We start from the raw sequence: 20,057 nt of genomic DNA on the forward strand, positions 1-20,057 counted from the left end.
ATGGGCCGGCCTCGGTGATCCTGGTCCTGGGTGGCACGGCGGAGGCACGTCAACTCGCCGACGCTCTGGTTGCCAACGGCATCGCTGTCACAAGCTCGCTTGCAGGGCGCGTCACAAACCCGAGGCTGCCGCGAGGGGAGGTGCGGATCGGTGGCTTCGGCGGCGCCACGGGCCTCGTGGAGTGGATGCGCGTCCACGATGTCAAATGTGTCGTTGACGCGACACACCCATTTGCGGCGCGGATCTCTGAGCACGCGGCGGCTGCCTGCGCACGGACCGGGACGCCGCTGCTCGCGCTCATACGACCGGGCTGGAGTGAGCGTCCTGGTGATCGCTGGTTTTGGGTCGGTGAGCCGGCCGCCGCGGCTGAGGCGATCCCCGCCCTCGGCAGTCGCGTGCTGCTCACCACCGGCCGGCAGGGGCTTGCGGCATTTGCCGGCCTGGACCAGACCTGGTTTTTGATTCGCTGCGTCGACCGGCCTGAGCCACCGCTGCCGCCACGGCATGAGCTGCTGCTCGACCGCGGGCCGTACACGCTCGCGGGAGAGCTCGGGCTGATCGACGCTCACAGGATCGACCTGGTGGTCACCAAGGACAGTGGCGGCGAGCACACCGTCGCCAAGCTCGACGCGGCGCGGCAGCGCGGGCTGCCGGTGGTGATCGTGCGTAGACCGGCGCGTCCCGAAGCCCAACGCGTTGCCACGGTTGCGGCGGCGCTTGACTGGGCGCGCTTTCATGCCGGGTAGCGACGCGGTGTGTATACGCGAGGGTTCACGCCGCCGCTGATGCGTGTCATCGAGGAGCCGATGATCAGCAGCGTGCGCATGTCGACCGAGTCCTGGTCGAGATCGGCCAGGCTCGTCACGTGCACGGCCTCATCGTTCGAGCCGATCGCGCGCGCCACCACCACAGGCGTTTGCGGCGATCGGTGCTCGCGCAGGAGCTCGACCGTGCGTTTCAGCCCCTCGCGCCGTGCTGTGGACGCCGGGTTGTAGAGCGCGAGCACCAGGTCGGCTGCGGCGGCCGCCTCCAGACGCCGCTCGATCACTCCCCATGGCTTGAGCTGGTCAGAGAGCGAGATGACACAGAAGTCGTGACCGAGCGGCGCACCGACCCGCGCGGCAGCGGCCTGCATCGCCGACAGTCCTGGAACCACACGCAGCTCCACGTCGGCGAAGCGCTCGTCGCCGTCGGCCACCTCGAGTACCGCCGTCGCCATCGCGAAAATGCCCGGATCACCGGAGGAGACGACTGCTACGCGCCGGCCCTGGGCGGCGAGTGTGAGCGCGTGTGCGGCCCGCTCGGACTCGACCCGGTTATCCGTTGCATGCCGGGTCTGGCCGCGCCGCGCAGGGACCCGTGCCAGGTACGTCTCGTAGCCGATCAGCACCTCGGCAGCCGCGAGCTCGGCGTCGGCCTCCGGGGTGAGCCACTGCGGTCCGCCTGGTCCCAGGCCAACCACGGCCACTCGTCCGCGCCCAGCGGCCGATGGGTCGTGTGCGTCCGTGTTGCGCGCCGGTATCAGCAGCAGCGACATGTACGGGACCTTGCCGTCGACCTCGCCCAGCGGCGCCACCCGTTCGTGCTCGGAGCTCGCGCGCTCCACATAGATCCCTCGCTCGACAAGTTCGGCTCGCTGCACGGCGGCGCGCACGGACGGGAACGTCCGTCCGAGCTTCATCACCACGGCCGCGTCGCTGCTGGCCAAGCGAGCGGCTAGGACGTCGGTCGAAAGCGTGCCCGGCAGGATTGTGAGCACGTCGTCGCGCCGCACCAGCGGTGTTCCAGCGGCGGCTGCCGCCGCGCTGAACGACGCGATCCCGGGAATCACCTCGGTGACGTAGCGGCCGGAGAGCCGATCATGCAGGTACATGTAGGAGCCGTAGAGGAACGGGTCGCCCTCACACAGCACCGCGACGTCACGTCCACCGTCAAGGTGTTCGGCCAGCTGTTCGGCACACTCGTCGTAGAAGTCGCTGATCGCGCCCTCGTAACCGCCGGGGTGGTCAGTCGTGCCTGTGGTCAGCGGGTATCGCAGCTGGATTTCGGTCTGGTCGCTGCGAATGTGGGCAGCGGCGATCTTACGGGCGACGCTGCGGCCGTGCTCCGCACCCGGATACGCCACCACGGCAGCCGCGGCGATGACGCGCGCCGCCTTGAAGGTGAGCAGCTCCGGGTCGCCGGGGCCGACCCCAACTCCGTAGAGTCGGCCGAAGGTCTGTTTCGTGGTGCTGGCGGTCATTCGACCTCGCTTGCGAGCGCGTTTATGGCTGCCGCAGCCATGGCTGACCCGCCGCGGCGACCGCAAACCACGAGATGCTCGACCCTGAGTGCCGGCGCGCGCTCGGCGAGCGCTCGCTTCGACTCCGCCGCACCGATGAAACCCACCGGCACGCCGATCACCGCCGCCGGCCGCGGTGCTCCGCCGTCGAGCATGTCCAGCAGGTGGAACAGCGCTGTCGGCGCGTTGCCGATCACAACCACCGATCCCTCCAGGTCCTCACGCCACAGCTCCAGGGCGGCCGCGGTGCGGGTGTTGTCCATGTCCGCGGCCAGCCCGGCAACCCGAGGGTCCGACAGAGTGCAGATCACCCGGTTATCGGCCGGCAGGCGTGAGCGAGTCACGCCAGAGGCGACCATCTGCGTGTCGCAGAAGATCGGGGCGCCCGACCGCAGGGCCAGTTCCGCCCGCTCGGCCAGGTCGTCCGATGCGTCGATGTCGGCCGCGAGGTCCACCATTCCGCAGGAGTGGATCATCCGCACTGCGACCAGCTCCATTCGGGGACTGAAGCGAGCCAGATCGGCTTCTGCGCGGATCAGCGCGAACGATCGCCTGTAAATCTCCGCGCCGTCGCGTATGTAGCTCATCTGGTGCCCATCAGCCTGGCGCCGGGAATCAGGCCACAGTTGCGCTCACAGGCGGCCCAATGTTCCGCGCCGGCAGCGGCATCTCGCTGCTCGGCTCGCCGGGCTGCGGCGATCCGCACGTCGAACTGCGCGCGCCGGCACGCGCCGAGCCCGGCGCAGGCCGTCAGGCCGACCCACCCAGACCGTGGGTCCGTGACCAAGCCAAGCGCGTTCAACTGCCTGGTGAGGCTCGGGACCTGGGATGGGTCGATGTCCAGCACCGTCAGGGTCCGTCTGACCGAGAGCCTGAAGCCGGAGGCCAGCCCGGCCAGTGCTCGCGCGCCGGTAGGGTCCAGGCGTGCCAGAGGTGGCATGAACGTCAACGCGACCAGACGGTCGGACTGCACGAGCGGTCCGAGTGGCAGCGCCGGGCCGGGAGTCGGCAGCGCTCCAGTTATGAATCCGGTCGCTCCGCGCCGTGCCGCCTTCAGGGCTGCCTCGACAGACCCTCCCGGGCCGATCAGCACGTCAACCGGATGGGCGAGCATGCCTGAGCCGTCATCGACGCCAAACAGGAACCGACCGGATAGATCCACCAGAGAATCATCGCTGCACAGGGCCTGGTCGAGCGCGTCGACGACCGTGTCCGGGTTAAGCTGCGACAGCGGATGCCGACCCGCGAGCGGGCTGGCGAGAATGTTTCGCGCTCGCTCATGGCTGCGCGTCGGCAGCAGACCGGCATCTGCGAGGATCTCGGTCGCGAGTGCGGGGTCTCTGAGGCCGCGCAGCTGCAGGCTGGCGCGCGAGGTCAGTTCGATGATGCCGTTTCCCAGCTCGGCCGCTGCCGCGACCGCGGCAAGCGCGGACGCGCTCAGGCGGCCACCGGGGAGGCGCACCCGTGCCAGCAGCCCGTCGGCCGCATCGTGCAGTCGGAGCACACCGGGACAGTGATCCTGTTTGGCAGACGACATTGTCATATCCCGCGACACTCGCTTACGGACAACTCTCACGGATCCGCTCAGAATACCCGGGGCTACCTGCGAAACGCGGTTGGATGCAGTGTCTTGGCGAGCGCGAGTACTGCCTCGGCATTCCGTGGCCCGGGCGTAACCTCGTCATAGGCGAGCGTGATCACGCAGTGGTGCTTGATGGCCGGCAGTCGCTCGGTCGCCGGGTTGGTCTCCAGAAAGTGCAGCTTCTGCGTGGCGGTCGGCGTCCCGTAGTTGTTGATTATGATGCACTGCGGTTGCGCCTTGACGACCTGTTCCCATGACACGTCCTCCCAGGAGGTCAGTTGCCGGCCGAAGATGTTTCTGCCGCCTGCCAGATGGATGATCGCGTTGACGGTTGCCAGTCCTTCACCACTGAAGGGTGCGGCGGTGCCGCTGTCGTAGTCGAACACGCGCACGAGCCGCCTGCCGGACACGTGCCTTTGCACATAGGAAACCTCTGCCCTCATCGTGTCAACGAGCTTGGTGGCACGAGCTTGAACATTGAAGATCTTGCCCAGGTTGGTGATGTCCTTGTAGGTGTCAACGAGTGACAGCAGCGGACGCCTGCCGCTCTGCACGTGCGCGCACGACTCGCTCAGTGCGAGCGTCTTGATGCCGAACTGGGCAAGCCCCGCCGGGGTCAGCCTGGTTCCGGCCTGCAGACCATAGTTCCAGCCGGCAAAGAGGAAGTCTGGCCTGAGTGCGATTAGCTGCTCGAGCGTGAAATAGTGCGCCGACACGTCGCGGACCTGATGGAACGCGTGGAGGTACTGGGCCGGTACTGGGTGTCCGACAGGCCCGTCACCGTCAACGCCGAAGTCGCCCACCATCGCGTGCTGCAATCCGAGCGCGAGCATGTCCTCGGTCGAATTGATGTCGTTGGAAACGGCCCGAGTTGGTGCCGCAGCGAAGGTCACCTTGGTCCCGCAGTTGCTGATTGTCAGAGGGTAATGGGTGGCCGCGGCGGACGCGCCTGTGGTGGCGAAGACGGCGACCGACAGGGCCGCGGTGGTGCATGCAGCGAGGGCAGGCAGGGGTGAGAGCCAACGCTTGGACATCTATATGGGCCTTTCTGGTGTTACTGTCTGCCGACGGCGTGGCAGTGGCTGCACAGCACCGGTGTCGGGATGAGTCACGATGACCACCGCCGCGCCGTAAACGCGCTCCACAGATGCGGCAGTGAGTACGTCGTTGGGCGCGCCGTGCTGGTCGAGATGCCCGCTGGCCAGCAGATGAACGGAATCGCAAAAGAGAGAGGCGAGGTTCAGGTCGTGCAGGGCGGCGAGCACTGTTACGCCAAGGCTGCGGACCAACTCGAGCACCTCGACCTGGTAGCGCACGTCAAGGTGGTTGGTCGGCTCGTCAAGCAGCAGGTGGTCCGCCTGTTGTGCGATCGCCCTCGCGATCAGCACACGCTGTTTCTCGCCGCCAGAGAGGCTGTGGAAACTCCGGTTGGCCAGTCCGGCGGCACCAACACGCTGCATTGCGTCGGCCACGATCTCACGGTCCTCGCCGCGGTCGCGATCGAAGCTGCGCCTGTGGGGGACGCGGCCGAGCATGACCATCTCCCACGCCGTCAGCGCGAACTCCACCGCGCTCTCCTGGGCTACTACGGCGACACGACGAGCCGCGTTGCGCAGCGGTTGTGCGAGAAGATCATGGCCGTCTAGCAGCACCCGTCCCGCGGTCAGCTTGTTGACCCGGTAGATCGCCTTGAGGATCGTCGACTTGCCACTGCCGTTCGGCCCGAGCAGCCCGGCGAACTCGCCGTCTGCGACGGTCAAGCTGACCCCGGATACGATGAGGCGCCCATCGAGCTCAACGCTGAGGTCCTGTAGTTCGAGGCTCATCGATCGCCTCGGGTCACGACGCTGCGCCCCCGTACATGTAGGTGCGCCTGCGAATCAGTACGAGCAGGACGGGTGCTCCGATGATCGCTGTGATCACGCCGATTGGCATCTCCGCTGGTGACACGATTGTTCGTGCCAGCAAGTCCGAAAGGACCATGAAGGACGCTCCGACCAGCACGCCGACCGGCAGCGTGCGGCGATGGTCGGAGCCAACCACCAGGCGCACTATGTGTGGCACGACCAGCCCGACGAAGCCGATCACACCGCTGACAGCTACCGAGAGGCCTGCGATCAGCGAGGTCACAAGAAACAGGTCGCGTCGCAGCGTGCTGACGTCGACCCCCAGCGAGGTCGCGACCTCGGCCCCCATCGCCAGCGCGTTCAGCGACCGTGCCTGAGCCATCAGATAGACGATCGCGACTAGCAGCGCGATCGTCGGCTCGGGCAGCTGCGCCCAAGCGGCGTTGCCGAACGAGCCGAGGAGCCAGAACAACACCGACTGGGTCGCCTGCGGGTTGGCCTTGAAAATCATGAAGCTGGTGATCGCCCCAAACAGTCCGGCCATCACGACGCCGGAGAGCGTCAGCTGCAGGGGCGCGAGCTGGCCGCCCTGGCGCGCCAAGACGAAGACGATGATCATCGCCCCCAGTGCACCGAGGATCGCGCCGGTCTCAAGGGCCCACAGGCCGAGTGCTGTCAGCGCTCCGAACAGCAGCACAGCGGTCGCGCCGACGCTCGCTCCCGACGAGACGCCGAGCAGGAAGGGGTCCGCGAGCGCATTGCGGACAAGGACCTGTATGACGCCCCCGGCGGTTGTCAGTGCTGCGCCGACCACCGCCGCCAGCAGTACCCGCGGGAGTCTGAGGTCCCAGACGAGCGCGTTGGTAACGGTGTTGTGCACGCGACCGGTGAGGTGCTGCCAGATGACCGCCCACACGCTCCCGGGCGAGAGTCCGACTGACCCCAGCCAGACGCCGGCGGTGATCGCCACTGCCAGGAACGCAGTGCAGATCAACAACAGCAGTGGCAGGCTCGTGCGCAGGCTCTGCGACCGCGAGTCATGCGGTGGTGGCGTTGCGTTTGAGTTGTGGTGCGTGCCCTCCTTCGCCGGAGAGCCAAGGAGGTCTTGCGCCATGCGCGCTCGAACCGCCCTTCTGCCGAGGACCGGTATCGAGACGCTGAGGTAGGCGACCGGGCTTGTCCTCCGGATACCGGAGGCTTCACCGTTGCGGGACAGCGCCGGACTCAAACCGGACTTCGCTGCGCTCAACGCCGCACCGGAACACCCGGTGCAATCGGGATCGTACCGCAGTTCGGCAACCGAGTCCGTTCATGCCATCGGAGCCAAAGCACGGGTCTCGACCCAGACCAGTGGTGGACCCTTGAACGGTTGCGACGTTCACTGGACATCGCCCCCTTCCAGCGCGATCCGTCCCCCACATGCCAGAGCGGAGCGCCAGCCCGCCTGACTTTCCGTAGCGGCAAGTCATATGCTAGCTTTCCGGTATGGAAAATCAGTCGTCGGGTCCGGCCCCGCCCGCCTCGGCCCGAGCGCAGCTACGGGCCGCTCGCCAGGCACACGACGCATCGGCTCGTCGTGCGATGCTCCCAGCGGGGTTCATCCTCGCGTTGAGCGTCTTCTGCGGAGCGCAAACGATCACGCCCAAGTTCAAAGGGCCGGGAGATGTGGTGTCGATCGTCGCGGTCGTGTGGTTCCTCGCTGAGCTTCTGAGAATGTCGGCTCGTAATGGGTGGCGTCCGCTTGGTTCGATCCCGAAGCCCAAGTGGGACATCACCGAGGTGACGCTCATCTGTGTTGCGGTGCTGGTTGGCGGCGTGGTCGGTCCCCATATGCTCGCCACCCACAGCAATACGGCGCTTGCGAGCTGGGTGCTCGGTGGCGCCGTGAGCGTGATCGTCGCAGCCTGCCTGTTCGCCGCACAGGCTTCCTATCGGCGTCGTGCCTCTCGGGCGTGGCAGCGGTGAGCGAAGCAGCGTTCGACGAGTTGATTCACGCGCCCCTGCGTCTACAAATATGCGCGATGCTCTCACCGGTACGGTCGTTGCCGTTCTCCGACCTACGCGACAGCCTGGAGATCTCAGATTCGGTTCTGAGCAAGCACCTCTCAGCGCTCGCCGCAGCCGGGTACGTGGAGGTGTCCCGCGTGCGAGCGAATTCACGTTCCCGGCGGCAGGTCGCGCTCACCAAGCCGGGGCGCGCGGCCTTGCACGGGCACCTGGCTGCGCTGCAAGCGATCGCCGCCGCAGCCGAACCGGAGCCGTCCAGGGCCGATGCCCCAAAGCGTCCGCGGGCCCGTCAAGAGGTCGCCCTCGACGGATCGCATACACCGGTACAGATAGTGCAGCAGCAGATCCCCTGACGAGGGCCAGGCCACAGAACGATCTAGGTGCTCTGAGACGTTCTCCGCACCAACCACCTCCGTCAACCCCGCCCACGACGCGGCGCTGGAGCATCCGCGACCGCCACGTCGCCACCGGCGACAGGCACCGCATCGTGACTGCGAGCGCCCACAGCGCCACCAGCATCCAGGCCCTCGCCAGGGGGCCAAAAGGCATGCGCGTCACCGTCCACTGACCGCGCAGCGGCCCCGGAGCCAGGGCTAAAAACCGTGCGACCACCAACGGCGCCGTGGCCCAATCTTGGCCGAAACGCCGCAGGGACTGACTCTCACGGACCTTGTCGATAGCCGCGTCCACCGCCTGCAAAGTGCCGCGATTCAAGGCGATACGCGCCGTGAGTCGTCCTCCATCACCGATCCCGGTGTGACCTGTCACGCCGGAGGTCGCGGGTTCGAGTCCCGTCGCTCCCGTTCAAAGTCCCTGCCAGTCGCGAAGTTAATGATTGCCGTCTATCGGCAATCTGGTCATGGTTGTCACCGTTTTGTCGAGGCGGCTTGTGATCCGGGTGACGGCGATTTCCAGAGAGTCCGTCAGCCAAGAGCCGTTTCCTGGACAGCGATCATCTCGGTCGTATCGTCGGCGTGGTCGGCTCCGATCGCGATCGGTGCTCGGCGATGCCGGGATGATGGAAGCGGTCGGCCGCGGCGGCACTCACCGAGGTGGCCGCGTCTGAACGATTCCAGCCACGAGCGCGGCCGTGCTCCTCCTGGCGTCAGTGGCTGCTCTCTTCGCACAGAGGTAGCGCAGCCCGACGGCGTACACGCGTTCCGCGCAAACCGCGTCTTTCCTTCGACGGGGCGAGATGCGTGTGCCGGCGTGATGGCAGGACTCGTTCCGCCTGAGGTCAAGGTCATCTCGTTTAGGATCGCGCTGTGCGTGAGCTGCGTCCCGGTGTGTGGCACTGGCGAGCTCCTCATCCCGATTGGGATGAGGAGCAGTGGTGGCCCGAGCTCGTTTCGTCTTACGCGATCGAGATCGGCGACGACTTCCTGTTGTTCGACCCGCTCTGCGTGCCGGATGAGTTGCGCGAGCGCGCGACCGCGGTCGTTCTGACCGCTCCGTATCACGAGCGGGATGCTCGTCAGCTTGGTCTCCCGGTTTACACGCCGCCTGCAGATACCTGGTTGGATTGGGTTGAGAAGTTTGGCGTCGATCCTGACCGTGTGCGCGGTATGGAGAGCGACGACCTGGGATGGTTGCGAGCCGGTGAAGGTGAGGGGCATTTCCATGGCCCCGGGTCGTGGCCGTTCGGCATCAGTGCGTATGTGGGCCGTGAAGACAACGATCTCGTCTTGTGGCTGCCGTGGATCAACGCGATCGTCACCGGCGACTCACTCTCGGACTTCGGGGAGGGGCTCGACATTCAGCTTGGTGGCCGCAAGCACGTCACGCGTGACGATGTCGTCGAAAGGCTCCGCCCGCTACTTGATCTGCCGGTCCAGGTTGTGCTCCCCGCGCACGGCACGCCAACGGATCGCGCAGAGCTTGAGATCGTGCTGTCCTCATGAACGTCTTCACTGGGATACCGCGCGTTGCGGGACTCTGTCGGCGCGGTCGCGGTCGCGGTCGCGGTCGCGGTCGCGGTCCGCGTCGCGGCAAGAATGCAGGTCACGTGGAGTAGCTGCTGCCGCCGCGCCCGAGCCGAGCTATGGAATGCTGCCCGGCGCCGCGACCCATTGGCTTCTGAAGCCGAGCACCGTCGCGAGTTGGTCGAAGTGGTGGTCGTAATGCAGAACCGACAAGCCACGCTCCGCAGCGGCGGCGGCGATCAGCGCGTCCGGGACGCGTACCCGGTGCGCGCCACCCGCGCCAGCCGCGGCCAGTTCGCGGACTGCAGAGATCGCCGCGTCGGTCACGGTCCTTGTAATCTGCGCTTGGCGCAGACCGGCGAGCGCACTTGCAACGATCTCGACGCGCTCGCGGTCTGGAGCGTCGTAGAACAGCTCAAGGGTCACGATCGGACAGCCGATCAGCTCGCCCGTCCTCGCCGCGGCCTTCCAGTTCTCGGCAACCGCCGGATGCGCCACCCGCGCCCAGGCGGAGGTGTCCGCAAGCCACGGCCCGCCGCCCCACATCACCACGCACGATCACGAACGTCGCGAAGGCGCTCGAGGTCGAGCCCCGACGCACCTTCAGCGACGCTGATCAGGAACGCGCGAGCGTGCTCTTCGGCTTCGCGGTCCTGCTCCAACGCCTGGGCTCCGCGGACAGCCAGGGCGTGCACGATCTCCGACGAAGCGGCGTCCGGCTTGAACACGCGGCGCGCGCGGGCGATCGCGCGGTCGAGCTCTGGATCGCACGGAACCTGGATGCGGCGATGTCGACTGGTCACGTCATAAGTGTGCCCGTTAGCGGATGCACCATCGCTTCGGTGTCGTTCGCGTCCCGCACCCTCGCGCGCGCTTGCCGCGCAAAGCACGTCGATCGCCATCTGTTGGGTGGCAGTGGTCTCGACACGGATGCGGGTGTAAGGCCAGGGATTGACGTGCCCTATATCTGCCCTACACTAGTGGCATGCGCAAGACCAGCGTCTATCTTGATGAAGTCAGGGCGGCAAGGCTCGCTCGCATCGCCGAGATAGAGGGTCGCTCGCAAGCAGACGTTCTACGGGCAGCGGTTGACGCGTACGCCCCGCTGATCGCTAACGACCGAGACTTCGCACTCGCCGCAGGGTTCTCGCGCGTCGACCGCGATCCCCGGCCAATTTCGCAGATCCCTGACAGCGAGCTGCTCGCCGGTTTCGGCGAGTGACCCTGATCCTCGACACCACGCCACTGGTCTCGCTGGCGGACCCAGGCGAACCACAACGCGATGCGGTGCTGGCTGCGTTGCGTGACGAGGAGGGCCCGCTGATCCTTCCAGCACCGGCGACCGCCGAGATCGACTACCTGCTCAGCTCACGTTTCGGGCACGGCGCCCGTGAGGCATTTCTCACAGACCTGGCGTCAGGGCGCTTCACGGTCGCCTGTCTCGAACTTGGCGACTACACGATCGCGCTTGATCTTGACCGCAGATACGCCGATCTGGGGCTCGGACTGGTGGACAGCTCAGCGGTGATCCTCGCCGCCCGTCACCGAACACGCCGGATCCTAACCTTCGACGAACGCCACTTCCGCGCCGTCACCCCACTTGACGGCGGCGCCTTCACGATCCTCCCAGCCGACTCCTGAGCGACCGCGCATGCTCCCTGCTGGCCGCGCGTTGCAGGTCGGCCGCCGCGCGCGGCGAGATGCCCGTCGAGACAGAAGAGCGGGTACGGCTCGAGTTGCCTTTGCGTGGCAAGGCAGCACTCTAAGCCGACGATCATCGCCATGCGATTGCGCCTGCGGCTTCCCGCGGGTTCTACTTCTGAATGAACTGAACGAACCTTGCTGAGCTGATGGTCCGGGAGATCCCCAGCGAGCCTGGACACTGGGCGATGCTGTCGGGTGGCCGAACGGAGAGCGTCCCCCGTCCATCCGATAGACCGAACGTGAGCACGACGTTGTCGTGGCAACCTCGGCCACCGTTCAGAGTCGCAGGCGATGCGTACCAGAGTTCCACAAAGGCGCGCTGAGATTCACGCAACACGAGGGGCTGCGTTCCACCTTCGAAGACGGCGCTGTGGTAGCTATGCAGCTTTACTGACGCCCCGCTTGCGGCACGGTCGCTGAGCAAGGTCAACCGGCTCTCAACCATGCACGAGGGCGCGCCGTGGTGCCGTCTGCAGGAACCAGAGCACCGCCCCACCGGCTTGGACCTGCACGCTTCGCGGACCGGTGGCACCGAGAAGGGACAGCTGTTTCGCCCGACACCAGCCAGCCGTGCCCTTCGTGTGCGCTCCTGCTAACCCGGATGTCAACGCGGCGGCCGCCGTTGCCGCAAGCCATCCTCCCGCGCGGATTACTCCACCGGAACGTCTCATGCCGTCGACTCTACAAGCCGACGCAGAAGCAGAGAGCGAACCGAATCGAGAATGGTGCTTTGCCACGAACGCGCAACCCGCGCGACGAACCGTGCGGCACCTACCAGCTGCGCGGCGCGATCGCAGACGCCGCTGGCTCGACGACCGTGTTTGGTGTTGCGGTCCGCCTCAACACGGCTCGCGCTGGTCAGGAGGCCTTCCCGAATCCGACCGACAGCGCCGTGAGTATTGGTGGATGCTACGCATCTGCTCGTTCTTCGGGATCGTGATCTCTATGTATTGGAACGAAGGTGCTCACCAGGTTCCGCACTTCCACGCCCGGTACGGTGACGCTGAGGCGTCGGTCGCGTTTGACGGCACACTCATCGAAGGTGCTCTGCCGGCCCGATCAGCGCGGTTCGTTCTCGAGTGGACGCTGCTTCACCAAGCCGAACTCGAACGCAACTGGGAGCTGGCGCGTGCCCGCCAGCCATTGGATCAGATCGACCCCTTGACCTAGCATTCAAAGCATGCCCAACACATGTCCAGCCTGGTTGATCAAGGGCGTCGCCGTGATCGGCGATCACAAGCTGCGGTTGCTGTTCGAGGACGGCACCGTCGGCGACGTGTCGTTCCAAGACGATCCCTGGGACGGCGTGTTCGCGCCGCTGAAGGATCCCGCCCGGTTCGCAGCCGTCACCGTGCTCGACGGAGCCCTGTACTGGCCGGCGGACGAGTTGGACTGGGCGCCGGAGCCGCTCTATGAGGCAGCACGAGCCCACGCGCTGACCGCTGCCTAATTGGGTCGCGTCGCGTCGCGCAGCCACCCACCAGCTTGAGCCGTCGGTGCCGGTCTTCCGCTGTCGGCCGTCGGACCGCTCTAACCCAAAGGCCACCTCGCTTCCCTGATCCGGCCGGGACGCTGTGCCGAGCGCTGCCGGTGCCAACACGAAAGCACGTCTCGTCCGCCGTCTCACGAGAGCCCCCGTATTCGCCAAAACCGGACGCGTGCCTGGTCGCCAAGGCACAAGTCGCTGTTGCGGGCGCGCGATCACAAGAGCGATAGTCAGCGAGTGGCCTGCTTGCCGCGCAGAGCGCAACTCAGCAGCGCGTGTTCACGATGCGTGCGGGAGTGGCAGAGCAGGACCCGCGCCGCCGCTTTACTGATTGGTAGACTGGTAAAGGATGAGCAAGGTGTCCAGCAAGCATCAGGTGACGCTGCCTGTCCGGGTGCTCGAAGATGCGGGCCTTGAGGCCGGTGATGAGGTCGTGATCCGCGTCGTCGGCCGTGGTCGCATCGAGGTCGAGCGCGCCGAAGACGTAATCGAGCGGTACGCCGGGAGCCTGCCGGCCGGGACCTACCCGCCCGGCTACCTGGACCAGCTTCGGGACCAGTGGCGCGCGTAGCGCTCGATGCTGATCTGCTGATCGCGTTTCTGGAGTCCGGGGACGCACAGCACGCGCGCGCCGTGGAAGAGCTCCGCCCGCGACTGACCGCCGGCGCCGAGTTACTGATCGGCGCGACGGTCTACGCCGAGGTGATTGTTCGACCTCTGCAGCAAGGAAGCGCCGCGACGGTGGATGGTTTCCTTGACGCGGCTGGTGTTCGGCTCGTCATCGCGGACCGGGCGGTCGCTCGCCGAGCCGCGGAACTCCGTGCCGAGCACGCGTCGCTGCGCCTGCCCGACGCGATGTCACTCGCCACTGCGCTCGTCAGCGACGCGGACCTTCTCACACTCGACAGGAAGCTCAAGCGGATCAGCAGACAAGCGCAGCGCGGCGGCTGACCGGCAAGCGCCGGTGCTGTCTTCCGCGCCGGTTGCGGAATCGTGGCAATGCGCTAACTGAATCGTCGGGCCGGCGCACGAGTGCTTTTGACCCCTTCGAACAGTCGCCGTTCCGGCCTGAGAGCCGTCGTGCGCCTCCGTGAGGTTGCCGGGCTCGGCAGTCCGGCTACAACTCGCCTGCCTCGCCGAGCGTCAACATCAGCGAGGCATAGCCTTTATTCAGCGTGTAGCCGCTGTCAGCGTAGAGCCGCAGAGCAGCCTCGTTGTCTTCCTCGGTCTGCAATACAAGCCGCAGAGCGCCCGACGCCGTCGCGGCCGCTCGGACGGCAGCGAGGAGGGCACGGCCAACTCCGAGGCGCCGGTGCCGCGAGAGGACGAACAGGTCTCTGATTTGCCAGAAGTGCGCAAGCCGCAACGACGCGGGAACTTCCATGGTCATCGCAAATCCGACGAAGCTCCTCCCGTCCTCTGCCACGAATGCGCGTAAGCGTCGCGCGTTGATGTTCTGCTCCAGCCAGTCCCGTGACCGTGAGACATCAGAAGCTTCGCCGTAGTGAAAGCGGTACCGATCGAAGATTTCTGCAAGAGCTTCGATCTCGTCGGGCGTCGGCGTAGTGATGTCTCGCACGCAGACGCGAGTGCCGCGACTCACTTCGTCTCCTGGGACGACGGCGGCCGACTCAGCTTCTCTATCCCCGCCGATAGGTTCGTCCGGCACCGCTTGGCGCAGGCCCGGACGATGACCGTGTCTGACATCCCGCGCTAAGCGTATCCGTCGCCCAGCCGTCCCGGGCAATATCGCAACGATCGAAAAGCACTCCCCACGCCAGAGGTATGTGTCGCGAGCGGTTCGCCACGGTTGGGCTATCCTGCCGCGCGGTCGCGGCCTTCAGCACTGCGGCTGGCCTGTGTTCCAACAGGGTTGCTTTGCAGGCGAGTGCTTTGAGTATTCGCCATGGCCGTGGCCCGAGCAGGCGTCGCCACGCAATGCGCCGCCGCAGACAGGCGCGGCCGCAGGGCCAGCCGGCTGGCGTGGCCGTGGCGGAGTTGCTGCCGTCGAGGCGGTAGAAGTGGTGTAACAGGTGTTTGTGGCGGTTCCGAGGACCGGGTGCTCATGGTGACCAACTTCTGGGCGGTGTGCGGCTCATTGACACCGTGGTGGTCATGGCGCGCCACCGGGCCGGGTGACGCCTTCGATGTCGGCAACGCCTTCAGCTGCTCACTCCGCGGTGCCTCGACCCCCCGGGCGCTGAGCCGGTGCAGGCCCACTCTGGCCTCACCGGCCCAGCACTTGGTCCCCCGTTCAGCGACGAGCGGCGGACGCGGCGGCGTGTTCCCTGGCGCTGTGGCCTTGGCAGCGCTGCGACGCGGGGACGTTGCGCATCACCTCGTCGACGTGCTGGCCGCAGCCGGCCCAGGTGATCTTGCCGCAAACGTTGCACCTGACTGCCTGACACATGGTTCTCTCGTTTCTGTCGTGTGGTTTGGTTGTGGGTTTGTCTACGCGAGCCGGAGGAACAGGCGTTCCAGCTCGTCAAGATCGGGGCCGTCGCCGGAGCCGCTGCGCACACACTCGTGCATGGCTTCGGCGACCACCTTGAAGCCGGCCCGTTCGATAGCGTGCAGCACGGCCGACAGCTGCGTGACCACCTCGTCGCAGGGCTCGTTGGCCTCGACGGCGCGGATGACGGCGTCAAGCTGACCTTGGGCGCGGCGCAGGCGGTTGACGATCTGATGGTGGCGCGCGAGGGTCTGGCTCTGTGGCGTGCTGTCCGAGACCGGCAAGGGTGTCATGCCGCGAGCCTCCGCGGGCTTGCTTCGTGCGCGCTCAACGAGCCGTGCACATGCCGGTATGTCGTCAGGCCACCGGACAGGCTGGTGGCGTCAAGGCCGGCGATGCGCAGAACGCGGTGGGCGAAGTAGGAGCGCAGGCCGGACGCGCAGATGACGACGACGGCCCTGTCGCCCGCCATTTCGCGCACCTCGTTGATGTGCTCGCGCAGCTCGGTGTGGGGGATGTTCACCGCGCCCGGCAGGTGGCCGGAGGCGAACTCCCCACGCGAGCGCACATCGAGCAGGAAGCGACCATCGTCGCCCTCGCGGAGGTCCTGAGCGTAGGTCGGGGCCAGGGTCCCGTCGAGCAGGTTGGCTCCGACCATGCCCGCGAGGTTCACGGGATCCTTCGCCGACCCGTACGGCGGTGAGTAGGCCAGGTCGAGCTCCACCAGGTCAATCGCGGTCATCCCGGCCCGGATTGCGGTGGCGAGCACATCGGTGCGCTTGTCGACGCCGGCCCTGCCCACCACCTGGGCGCCGAGCAGCTGCCCGCTCTCGCGGTGGAAGTGCAGCAGCATGTGCATGACCTCCGCGCCCGGGAAGTAGGAGGCGTGATGTCTGGGGTGCAGGTGCGCTGTCACATAGGGGATCTCGGCGGCCTGCAGGGTCCGGCGGTTGGCGCCGGTGCTGGCCACGGTGAGCTCGCCGATGCGCGCGATCGCAGTTCCGACCGCCGGCGGCAGTGGCCGCGTCTGGAAGCCGAAGATGTTGTCGGCGACCATCCGGCCGGCGCGGTTTGCGGGCCCCGCGAGCGCGACCATCCGACGCTCCCCGCTGGTCGCGTCGGATGCCAGCACGGCGTCGCCGACCGCCCAGACGTGGGGCAGATTTGTGCGACCGCGCTCGTCGGTGATCAGCGATCCACGCTGGTCGGCGATGCCGGCCGCGACAAACAGCGAGGTGGCCGGCCGCACGCCGGTGGCGAGGATGATCAGATCGGTGCTGAGCGCGGACCCGTCGGAGAACTCGATCACGCTGTCGTCTTCGCCGTGCTCGATGCGTTCGGCGGTGAGCCCGACCCGCAGGTCGACGCCGAGCCCGCGCAGCGCGTCGGCGGCGACGGCGGCCGTCTCCTCGTCGAGCGGCGGCAGCACGTGCGACGCGGCCTCGACCAGGGTGACCGGCAGGTCGCGCAGCGCAAAGGCCTCGGCGATCTCAACGCCGATGAAGCCCGCGCCCAGCACCAGCGGGCGCCAGTGCCTGGGAAGGCCCTCGGAGGTGTGGCCGTCAGCCAGCGTTTCGTAGACCCTCAGCGCGTCGTCAACGGTACGCAGAGTCTGTACGCGGGGGTGCTCGAGGCCCGGGATGGGTGGCCGAGCGGTCTCGGTGCCGACCGCGACGATCAACTCGTCGTAGCCGATCTCCTCGGCGCCATTGGGTGTGATCACCTCAACGACACGCCGCTCGGCGTCAAGGGCCGTGACCTCGTGCTCCGTGCGGATGTCGAGGTTCAGTGACGCGCGCAGCGTCTCTGGCGTGTGCACGGTCAGCTCGTCTGGGTCCTCGATCTCGCCCCCCACGTAGTAGGGAAGCGCGCAGCTTGCTGACGACACGTGGCGCTGGCGCTCGAGGACGATGATTTCAGCTTTTTCGCTGTGGCGACGTGCCCGTGCAGCGGCACTCATGCCGGCCGCGGTGCCGCCCACGACGACGATCCGGTTGGGGCCAAGGGGCGCCTCGGCTGCATCAACGCTTTTACTACTGTGTGCTTGTGCATGGGTCATGGTGGTGAGCATACCCCATGGGGTATCGGCGTGCAAGTCCGGCCATTTGCAAGCCACGAAGAGGGCCCACTTACAAGCACACAACTAACAAGAGGTGATATTGTGCGATACGCTACGTTCAGCGATCGGCGTGGCCAGCAGGCCGCGACCCGGCCAACGACGTACTGGATGAGTGAGCAGGATCAACCGGGAGTGCGAGGCAAGATGAACACAGGAGCCGCAACTGAACCGATCGGGCGGATGTCGTGAGTCGCGTCGTGGTGCTCGGCGCCGGCGTGTCCGGCCATACCGCAGCCGCCTTCGCGCGACGCTGGCTCGGCAAGGGGGACACCGTCACGGTGATCTCGCCGCGACCCGACTACAACTGGGTCCCGTCAAACATCTGGGTTGGTGTCGGCTTGATGAAGCCGTCCAAGGTGGTGGTTCCGCTTGCACCCATCTATGAGCGCGCCGGCATTGAGTTCGTGCTGGCCGCCGCGCAGTCGATCCACCCGGAGGGCGACGCGCAGTCGCAGACGCCGTATGTGACCGCGGTCGCCGCGGACGGCAAGGTTCACAAGGTGCCCTACGAGTTTCTGATAAACGCCACCGGTCCGGCCCTGCGGTTTGACAAGACGGAGGGTCTGGGGCCGGAGGACGGCCACAGCATGTCGGTCTGCACGCCCGATCACGCCAGCCTTGCCGCCCAGAGCTTCAACGAGGAGATCGAGCGCATGCGCCGCGGCGAGCGGCGGAAGTTCATCGTTGGCGCCGGCCATGGAACCTGCACCTGCGAAGGCGCGGCCTTTGAATACATAGTCAACCTCGAGTTCGAGCTGCGCCGTCACGGTGTGCGTGATCGTGCCGACATCACCTGGCTGACCAACGAATACGAGCTCGGCGACTTTGGGATGGGCGGCATGCACATCCGCCACAAGGGCTATGTGATCCCGTCCAGCACCTTCAACGGCTCGCTCTTCGCGGAGCGGGGGATCGACTGGATCACGCGTGCCCACGTCCAGAAGGTGGAGGAGGACCGCCTCCATTACGAGACCCTCGACGGTGTCAGCGCCGAGCGCGAGTTTGATTTCGCGATGCTGCTACCGCCCTTCAGCGGGGTCGGGCTCAAGGCCTACGGGCGGGACGGCGCAGACATAACTGACCGCCTATTCCTGCCCAGCGAGTTCATGCGTGTCGACGCGGACTACAGCCAGAAGCCTTACACGGAGTGGAAGGCCGCTGACTGGCCGCGGACCTATCAGTCTCCCGCCTACCCCAACATCTTCGCTGCCGGTATCGCGTTTGCGCCGCCGCACCAGATCTCCGTGCCACGCACCAGCCCGAACGGCACCGTCATCACGCCGGCCCCGCCGCGCACCGGTCAGCCGTCGGCGACAATCGGCAAGGTCGTGGCTCGCTCGATCGTGGACATGATCGGCGGTGCCCCGGCGCCCACCAACGAGGCGTCCATCGCCGAGATGGGGGCCGCCTGTGTCGCATCGGCCGGCGCCAATCCCTTCACCGGGACCGCCGCGTCGATGATCGTCTACCCGATCGTTCCTGACCACGAGCGCTACCCGGAGTATGGGCGCGACATGGATCTCACCTTCGGTGAGATCGGTCTGGCGGGACACTGGATCAAGATACTGCTGCACCACATGTTCCTCTACAAGGCCAGGCTCCTGCCCGGCTGGCACCGTATACCGGAGTAAAGAGATGGATGATCAGGCTCGTTACGCGCCCAAGCCCACACGCTTCACCGTCTTTCAACGCACGTTTCTGCCCTTGCAGATCTGGCGCTTTGCGGTCATCAACCTGAAGATGATCGACATCATCAGGCGCGGGCATCGCGCAATGGGGCATCACGACTAGCCGTCCAACGACCGGTCCTCGACGCGTCGGAGCGCTCGGATAATCCCCGGCTGGCGCCGCTCGCGTGAGCGGCGCGACTTGCTCACCGCTCGTCTGTGCCAGTCCCACCGCGCTCGTTTGGGCGCGAGCCTGTGGGACTGGCACAGCACCGCTGTGTCAGTTTGAAGCCTTGCCGGCGGCTCCGAACATACGACCGAAGAGGCCGCTGCGGGAGGAGGGCTGCTTGGGGTGACCCGGGCACCACTGTGATGCCGGCACTGAACGCCTGACCTGCTCGACGTGTTGGCCGCAGCCAGCCCAGGTTGTCTTGCCGCACTGCTTGCAGGTAACTGCTCGACACATCTGTTGCTCCTTGTCGTGGGATGCGGGCGGCCGCAGGGCCGACCGCCGTGAACTATACAACGTTGTAGTGGTAGCCGGCGTGGGCGGCTGGCGAGGCCAGTGGTCGCTGCCATCGGACAGCTGGCTCACATTCACAACCGAGTGCTTGTGCTAGCGTGTGAGGCGTGACTGCAGCCCGAACGCTTCCGCCCACCCCGCTGTCCGAGCCGCTGGTCGACCTCGTCGCCCAGCGCTTTCGTGTGCTCGGCGAGCCGATGCGCATCCGGCTGCTCGATCTGCTGCGCGAGGGGGAGGCCACTGTCGGCGAGCTCCAGCAGTCGCTCGGCGCCTCTCAGCAGAACGTCTCAAAGCACCTCGGGATTCTGCATGGCGCGGGGATGGTGACGCGCTCCAAGCGTGGCACGAGCGTCGTGTATGCGATCACCGATGACAGCGTGTTCGACCTCTGTGACCAGGTTTGCGGCGGTATTCGCCGCCAGCTTTCGGATATGGAGTCGATCCTCAAGCTGCCGTCCTGAGCACTC

25 protein-coding genes and 1 riboswitch are annotated in these 20,057 nt (G+C 66.5%); of the genes, 13 read left to right on the forward strand and 12 right to left on the reverse strand.

What is annotated here, in order from left to right; all coding sequences use genetic code 11:
* Positions 1-17 precede the first annotated feature (17 nt).
* Entirely contained in the window at positions 18-746 is a 729-nt protein-coding gene (locus M3M54_RS15260; RefSeq protein WP_371878685.1) for a cobalt-precorrin-6A reductase, read from the forward strand.
* Here M3M54_RS15260 and cobJ read toward each other — a convergent pair.
* From cobJ to M3M54_RS15290, 6 genes are all read right to left on the reverse strand, one after another.
* A complete protein-coding gene (gene cobJ / locus M3M54_RS15265; RefSeq protein ID WP_249019879.1) occupies positions 734-2,242 on the reverse strand; it encodes a precorrin-3B C(17)-methyltransferase in 1,509 nt (502 codons plus the stop codon). The genes M3M54_RS15260 and cobJ overlap by 13 nt on opposite strands.
* Positions 2,239-2,868: a precorrin-8X methylmutase gene (locus M3M54_RS15270; RefSeq protein ID WP_249019880.1), complete on the reverse strand. Its 630-nt coding sequence runs from the start codon at positions 2,866-2,868 to the stop codon at positions 2,239-2,241. The genes cobJ and M3M54_RS15270 overlap by 4 nt, the downstream gene beginning before the upstream one ends.
* Positions 2,865-3,785: a hypothetical protein gene (locus M3M54_RS15275; protein WP_249019881.1), complete on the reverse strand. Its 921-nt coding sequence runs from the start codon at positions 3,783-3,785 to the stop codon at positions 2,865-2,867. Before M3M54_RS15275 ends, M3M54_RS15270 begins: the two co-directional genes overlap by 4 nt.
* Positions 3,786-3,880: 95 nt before the next feature.
* Entirely contained in the window at positions 3,881-4,756 is an 876-nt protein-coding gene (locus tag M3M54_RS15280; protein WP_249019882.1) for an ABC transporter substrate-binding protein, read from the reverse strand.
* A 141-nt stretch (positions 4,757-4,897) separates the two neighbouring features.
* Positions 4,898-5,689, reverse strand: coding sequence for an ABC transporter ATP-binding protein (locus tag M3M54_RS15285; RefSeq protein ID WP_249019883.1), 792 nt, complete (start codon positions 5,687-5,689; stop codon positions 4,898-4,900).
* Positions 5,690-5,702: 13 nt separating this feature from the next.
* Positions 5,703-6,824, reverse strand: a complete 1,122-nt coding sequence (locus M3M54_RS15290; RefSeq protein ID WP_249019884.1) for an iron ABC transporter permease — start codon at positions 6,822-6,824, stop codon at positions 5,703-5,705.
* A gap of 41 nt (positions 6,825-6,865) precedes the next feature.
* A riboswitch (cobalamin riboswitch) is annotated at positions 6,866-6,994 on the reverse strand.
* Between the two features lie 297 nt (positions 6,995-7,291).
* On the opposite strand from M3M54_RS15290, the gene M3M54_RS15295 reads away from it, so the two are divergent.
* The 3 genes from M3M54_RS15295 to M3M54_RS15305 all read left to right on the forward strand — a co-directional run bounded on the left by M3M54_RS15295 (position 7,292) and on the right by M3M54_RS15305 (position 9,618).
* Entirely contained in the window at positions 7,292-7,675 is a 384-nt protein-coding gene (locus M3M54_RS15295; protein WP_249019885.1) for a hypothetical protein, read from the forward strand.
* Positions 7,672-8,070: a transcriptional regulator gene (locus tag M3M54_RS15300; protein ID WP_249019886.1), complete on the forward strand. Its 399-nt coding sequence runs from the start codon at positions 7,672-7,674 to the stop codon at positions 8,068-8,070. Before M3M54_RS15295 ends, M3M54_RS15300 begins: the two co-directional genes overlap by 4 nt.
* Positions 8,071-8,982: 912 nt before the next feature.
* Positions 8,983-9,618 carry an MBL fold metallo-hydrolase gene (locus tag M3M54_RS15305; RefSeq protein ID WP_249019887.1) on the forward strand — a complete coding sequence of 212 codons (636 nt, stop codon included), beginning with the start codon at positions 8,983-8,985 and terminating at the stop codon, positions 9,616-9,618.
* A 138-nt stretch (positions 9,619-9,756) separates the two neighbouring features.
* Here M3M54_RS15305 and M3M54_RS15310 read toward each other — a convergent pair whose 3' ends face one another.
* Entirely contained in the window at positions 9,757-10,185 is a 429-nt protein-coding gene (locus M3M54_RS15310; RefSeq protein ID WP_249019888.1) for a PIN domain-containing protein, read from the reverse strand.
* The gene (locus M3M54_RS15315) at positions 10,185-10,442 is read right to left on the reverse strand and encodes a hypothetical protein (protein ID WP_249019889.1); all 258 of its coding nucleotides are present in this window, start codon (positions 10,440-10,442) and stop codon (positions 10,185-10,187) included. The genes M3M54_RS15310 and M3M54_RS15315 overlap by 1 nt, the downstream gene beginning before the upstream one ends.
* 182 nt (positions 10,443-10,624) lie before the next feature.
* On the opposite strand from M3M54_RS15315, the gene M3M54_RS15320 reads away from it, so the two are divergent.
* From M3M54_RS15320 to M3M54_RS15345, 6 genes are all read left to right on the forward strand, one after another.
* The gene (locus tag M3M54_RS15320) at positions 10,625-10,861 is read left to right on the forward strand and encodes a ribbon-helix-helix protein, CopG family (protein WP_249019890.1); all 237 of its coding nucleotides are present in this window, start codon (positions 10,625-10,627) and stop codon (positions 10,859-10,861) included.
* Positions 10,858-11,280, forward strand: coding sequence for a type II toxin-antitoxin system VapC family toxin (locus M3M54_RS15325; RefSeq protein ID WP_249019891.1), 423 nt, complete (start codon positions 10,858-10,860; stop codon positions 11,278-11,280). Before M3M54_RS15320 ends, M3M54_RS15325 begins: the two co-directional genes overlap by 4 nt.
* Before the next feature lie 969 nt (positions 11,281-12,249).
* On the forward strand, positions 12,250-12,513 hold the full coding sequence (locus M3M54_RS15330) for a DUF4160 domain-containing protein (protein ID WP_249019892.1): 264 nt from the start codon (positions 12,250-12,252) through the stop codon (positions 12,511-12,513).
* Positions 12,514-12,523: 10 nt separating this feature from the next.
* Positions 12,524-12,793: a DUF2442 domain-containing protein gene (locus M3M54_RS15335; protein ID WP_249019893.1), complete on the forward strand. Its 270-nt coding sequence runs from the start codon at positions 12,524-12,526 to the stop codon at positions 12,791-12,793.
* Between the two features lie 385 nt (positions 12,794-13,178).
* Positions 13,179-13,400 (forward strand): AbrB/MazE/SpoVT family DNA-binding domain-containing protein, encoded by a 222-nt coding sequence (locus tag M3M54_RS15340; RefSeq protein WP_249019894.1) that lies wholly within the window; start codon positions 13,179-13,181, stop codon positions 13,398-13,400.
* Positions 13,388-13,780, forward strand: coding sequence for a PIN domain-containing protein (locus tag M3M54_RS15345; protein ID WP_249019895.1), 393 nt, complete (start codon positions 13,388-13,390; stop codon positions 13,778-13,780). The genes M3M54_RS15340 and M3M54_RS15345 overlap by 13 nt, the downstream gene beginning before the upstream one ends.
* 166 nt (positions 13,781-13,946) lie before the next feature.
* Here the strand turns inward: M3M54_RS15345 and M3M54_RS15350 are convergent, their stop codons facing one another.
* From M3M54_RS15350 to M3M54_RS15360, 3 genes are all read right to left on the reverse strand, one after another.
* Positions 13,947-14,408 (reverse strand): GNAT family N-acetyltransferase, encoded by a 462-nt coding sequence (locus M3M54_RS15350; RefSeq protein ID WP_249019896.1) that lies wholly within the window; start codon positions 14,406-14,408, stop codon positions 13,947-13,949.
* Positions 14,409-15,280: 872 nt separating this feature from the next.
* A complete protein-coding gene (locus M3M54_RS15355; RefSeq protein ID WP_249019897.1) occupies positions 15,281-15,565 on the reverse strand; it encodes a metal-sensitive transcriptional regulator in 285 nt (94 codons plus the stop codon).
* A 5-nt stretch (positions 15,566-15,570) separates the two neighbouring features.
* Positions 15,571-17,340, reverse strand: a complete 1,770-nt coding sequence (locus tag M3M54_RS15360; protein WP_249019898.1) for an FAD-dependent oxidoreductase — start codon at positions 17,338-17,340, stop codon at positions 15,571-15,573.
* 245 nt (positions 17,341-17,585) lie between these two features.
* Here M3M54_RS15360 and M3M54_RS15365 point away from each other — a divergent pair, with 245 nt between their 5' ends.
* Together M3M54_RS15365 and M3M54_RS15370 are read left to right on the forward strand one after the other, a co-directional pair.
* Positions 17,586-19,031 carry an NAD(P)/FAD-dependent oxidoreductase gene (locus M3M54_RS15365; protein WP_249019899.1) on the forward strand — a complete coding sequence of 482 codons (1,446 nt, stop codon included), beginning with the start codon at positions 17,586-17,588 and terminating at the stop codon, positions 19,029-19,031.
* Between the two features lie 4 nt (positions 19,032-19,035).
* Entirely contained in the window at positions 19,036-19,191 is a 156-nt protein-coding gene (locus tag M3M54_RS15370; protein WP_249019900.1) for a hypothetical protein, read from the forward strand.
* Between the two features lie 156 nt (positions 19,192-19,347).
* Here M3M54_RS15370 and M3M54_RS17095 read toward each other — a convergent pair whose 3' ends face one another.
* Complete coding sequence (locus tag M3M54_RS17095; protein WP_371878603.1) at positions 19,348-19,533, reverse strand: hypothetical protein; 186 nt, start codon at positions 19,531-19,533, stop codon at positions 19,348-19,350.
* Positions 19,534-19,697: 164 nt separating this feature from the next.
* On the opposite strand from M3M54_RS17095, the gene M3M54_RS15375 reads away from it, so the two are divergent.
* Complete coding sequence (locus tag M3M54_RS15375) at positions 19,698-20,051, forward strand: helix-turn-helix transcriptional regulator (protein ID WP_249019901.1); 354 nt, start codon at positions 19,698-19,700, stop codon at positions 20,049-20,051.
* Positions 20,052-20,057 lie beyond the last annotated feature (6 nt).

Origin of the sequence: Conexibacter sp. S30A1, from assembly GCF_023330665.1 — a bacterium.
Classification (GTDB): Bacteria; Actinomycetota; Thermoleophilia; order Solirubrobacterales; family Solirubrobacteraceae; genus Palsa-465.

Excerpts from the sequence above, each read along its gene's own strand:
- cobJ (WP_249019879.1), bottom strand. The coding sequence starts at position 2,242 with ATGACCGCCAGCACCACGAAACAGACCTTCGGCCGACTCTACGGAGTT.
- M3M54_RS15270 (WP_249019880.1), bottom strand. The coding sequence starts at position 2,868 with ATGAGCTACATACGCGACGGCGCGGAGATTTACAGGCGATCGTTCGCG.
- M3M54_RS15285 (WP_249019883.1), bottom strand. The coding sequence starts at position 5,689 with ATGAGCCTCGAACTACAGGACCTCAGCGTTGAGCTCGATGGGCGCCTC.
- M3M54_RS15290 (WP_249019884.1), bottom strand. The coding sequence starts at position 6,824 with ATGGCGCAAGACCTCCTTGGCTCTCCGGCGAAGGAGGGCACGCACCAC.
- M3M54_RS15295 (WP_249019885.1), top strand. The coding sequence starts at position 7,292 with ATGCTCCCAGCGGGGTTCATCCTCGCGTTGAGCGTCTTCTGCGGAGCG.
- M3M54_RS15310 (WP_249019888.1), bottom strand. The coding sequence starts at position 10,185 with ATGTGGGGCGGCGGGCCGTGGCTTGCGGACACCTCCGCCTGGGCGCGG.
- M3M54_RS15320 (WP_249019890.1), top strand. The coding sequence starts at position 10,625 with ATGCGCAAGACCAGCGTCTATCTTGATGAAGTCAGGGCGGCAAGGCTC.
- M3M54_RS15330 (WP_249019892.1), top strand. The coding sequence starts at position 12,250 with ATGCTACGCATCTGCTCGTTCTTCGGGATCGTGATCTCTATGTATTGG.
- M3M54_RS15335 (WP_249019893.1), top strand. The coding sequence starts at position 12,524 with ATGCCCAACACATGTCCAGCCTGGTTGATCAAGGGCGTCGCCGTGATC.
- M3M54_RS15340 (WP_249019894.1), top strand. The coding sequence starts at position 13,179 with ATGAGCAAGGTGTCCAGCAAGCATCAGGTGACGCTGCCTGTCCGGGTG.
- M3M54_RS15360 (WP_249019898.1), bottom strand. The coding sequence starts at position 17,340 with ATGACCCATGCACAAGCACACAGTAGTAAAAGCGTTGATGCAGCCGAG.
- M3M54_RS15370 (WP_249019900.1), top strand. The coding sequence starts at position 19,036 with ATGGATGATCAGGCTCGTTACGCGCCCAAGCCCACACGCTTCACCGTC.
- M3M54_RS17095 (WP_371878603.1), bottom strand. The coding sequence starts at position 19,533 with ATGTGTCGAGCAGTTACCTGCAAGCAGTGCGGCAAGACAACCTGGGCT.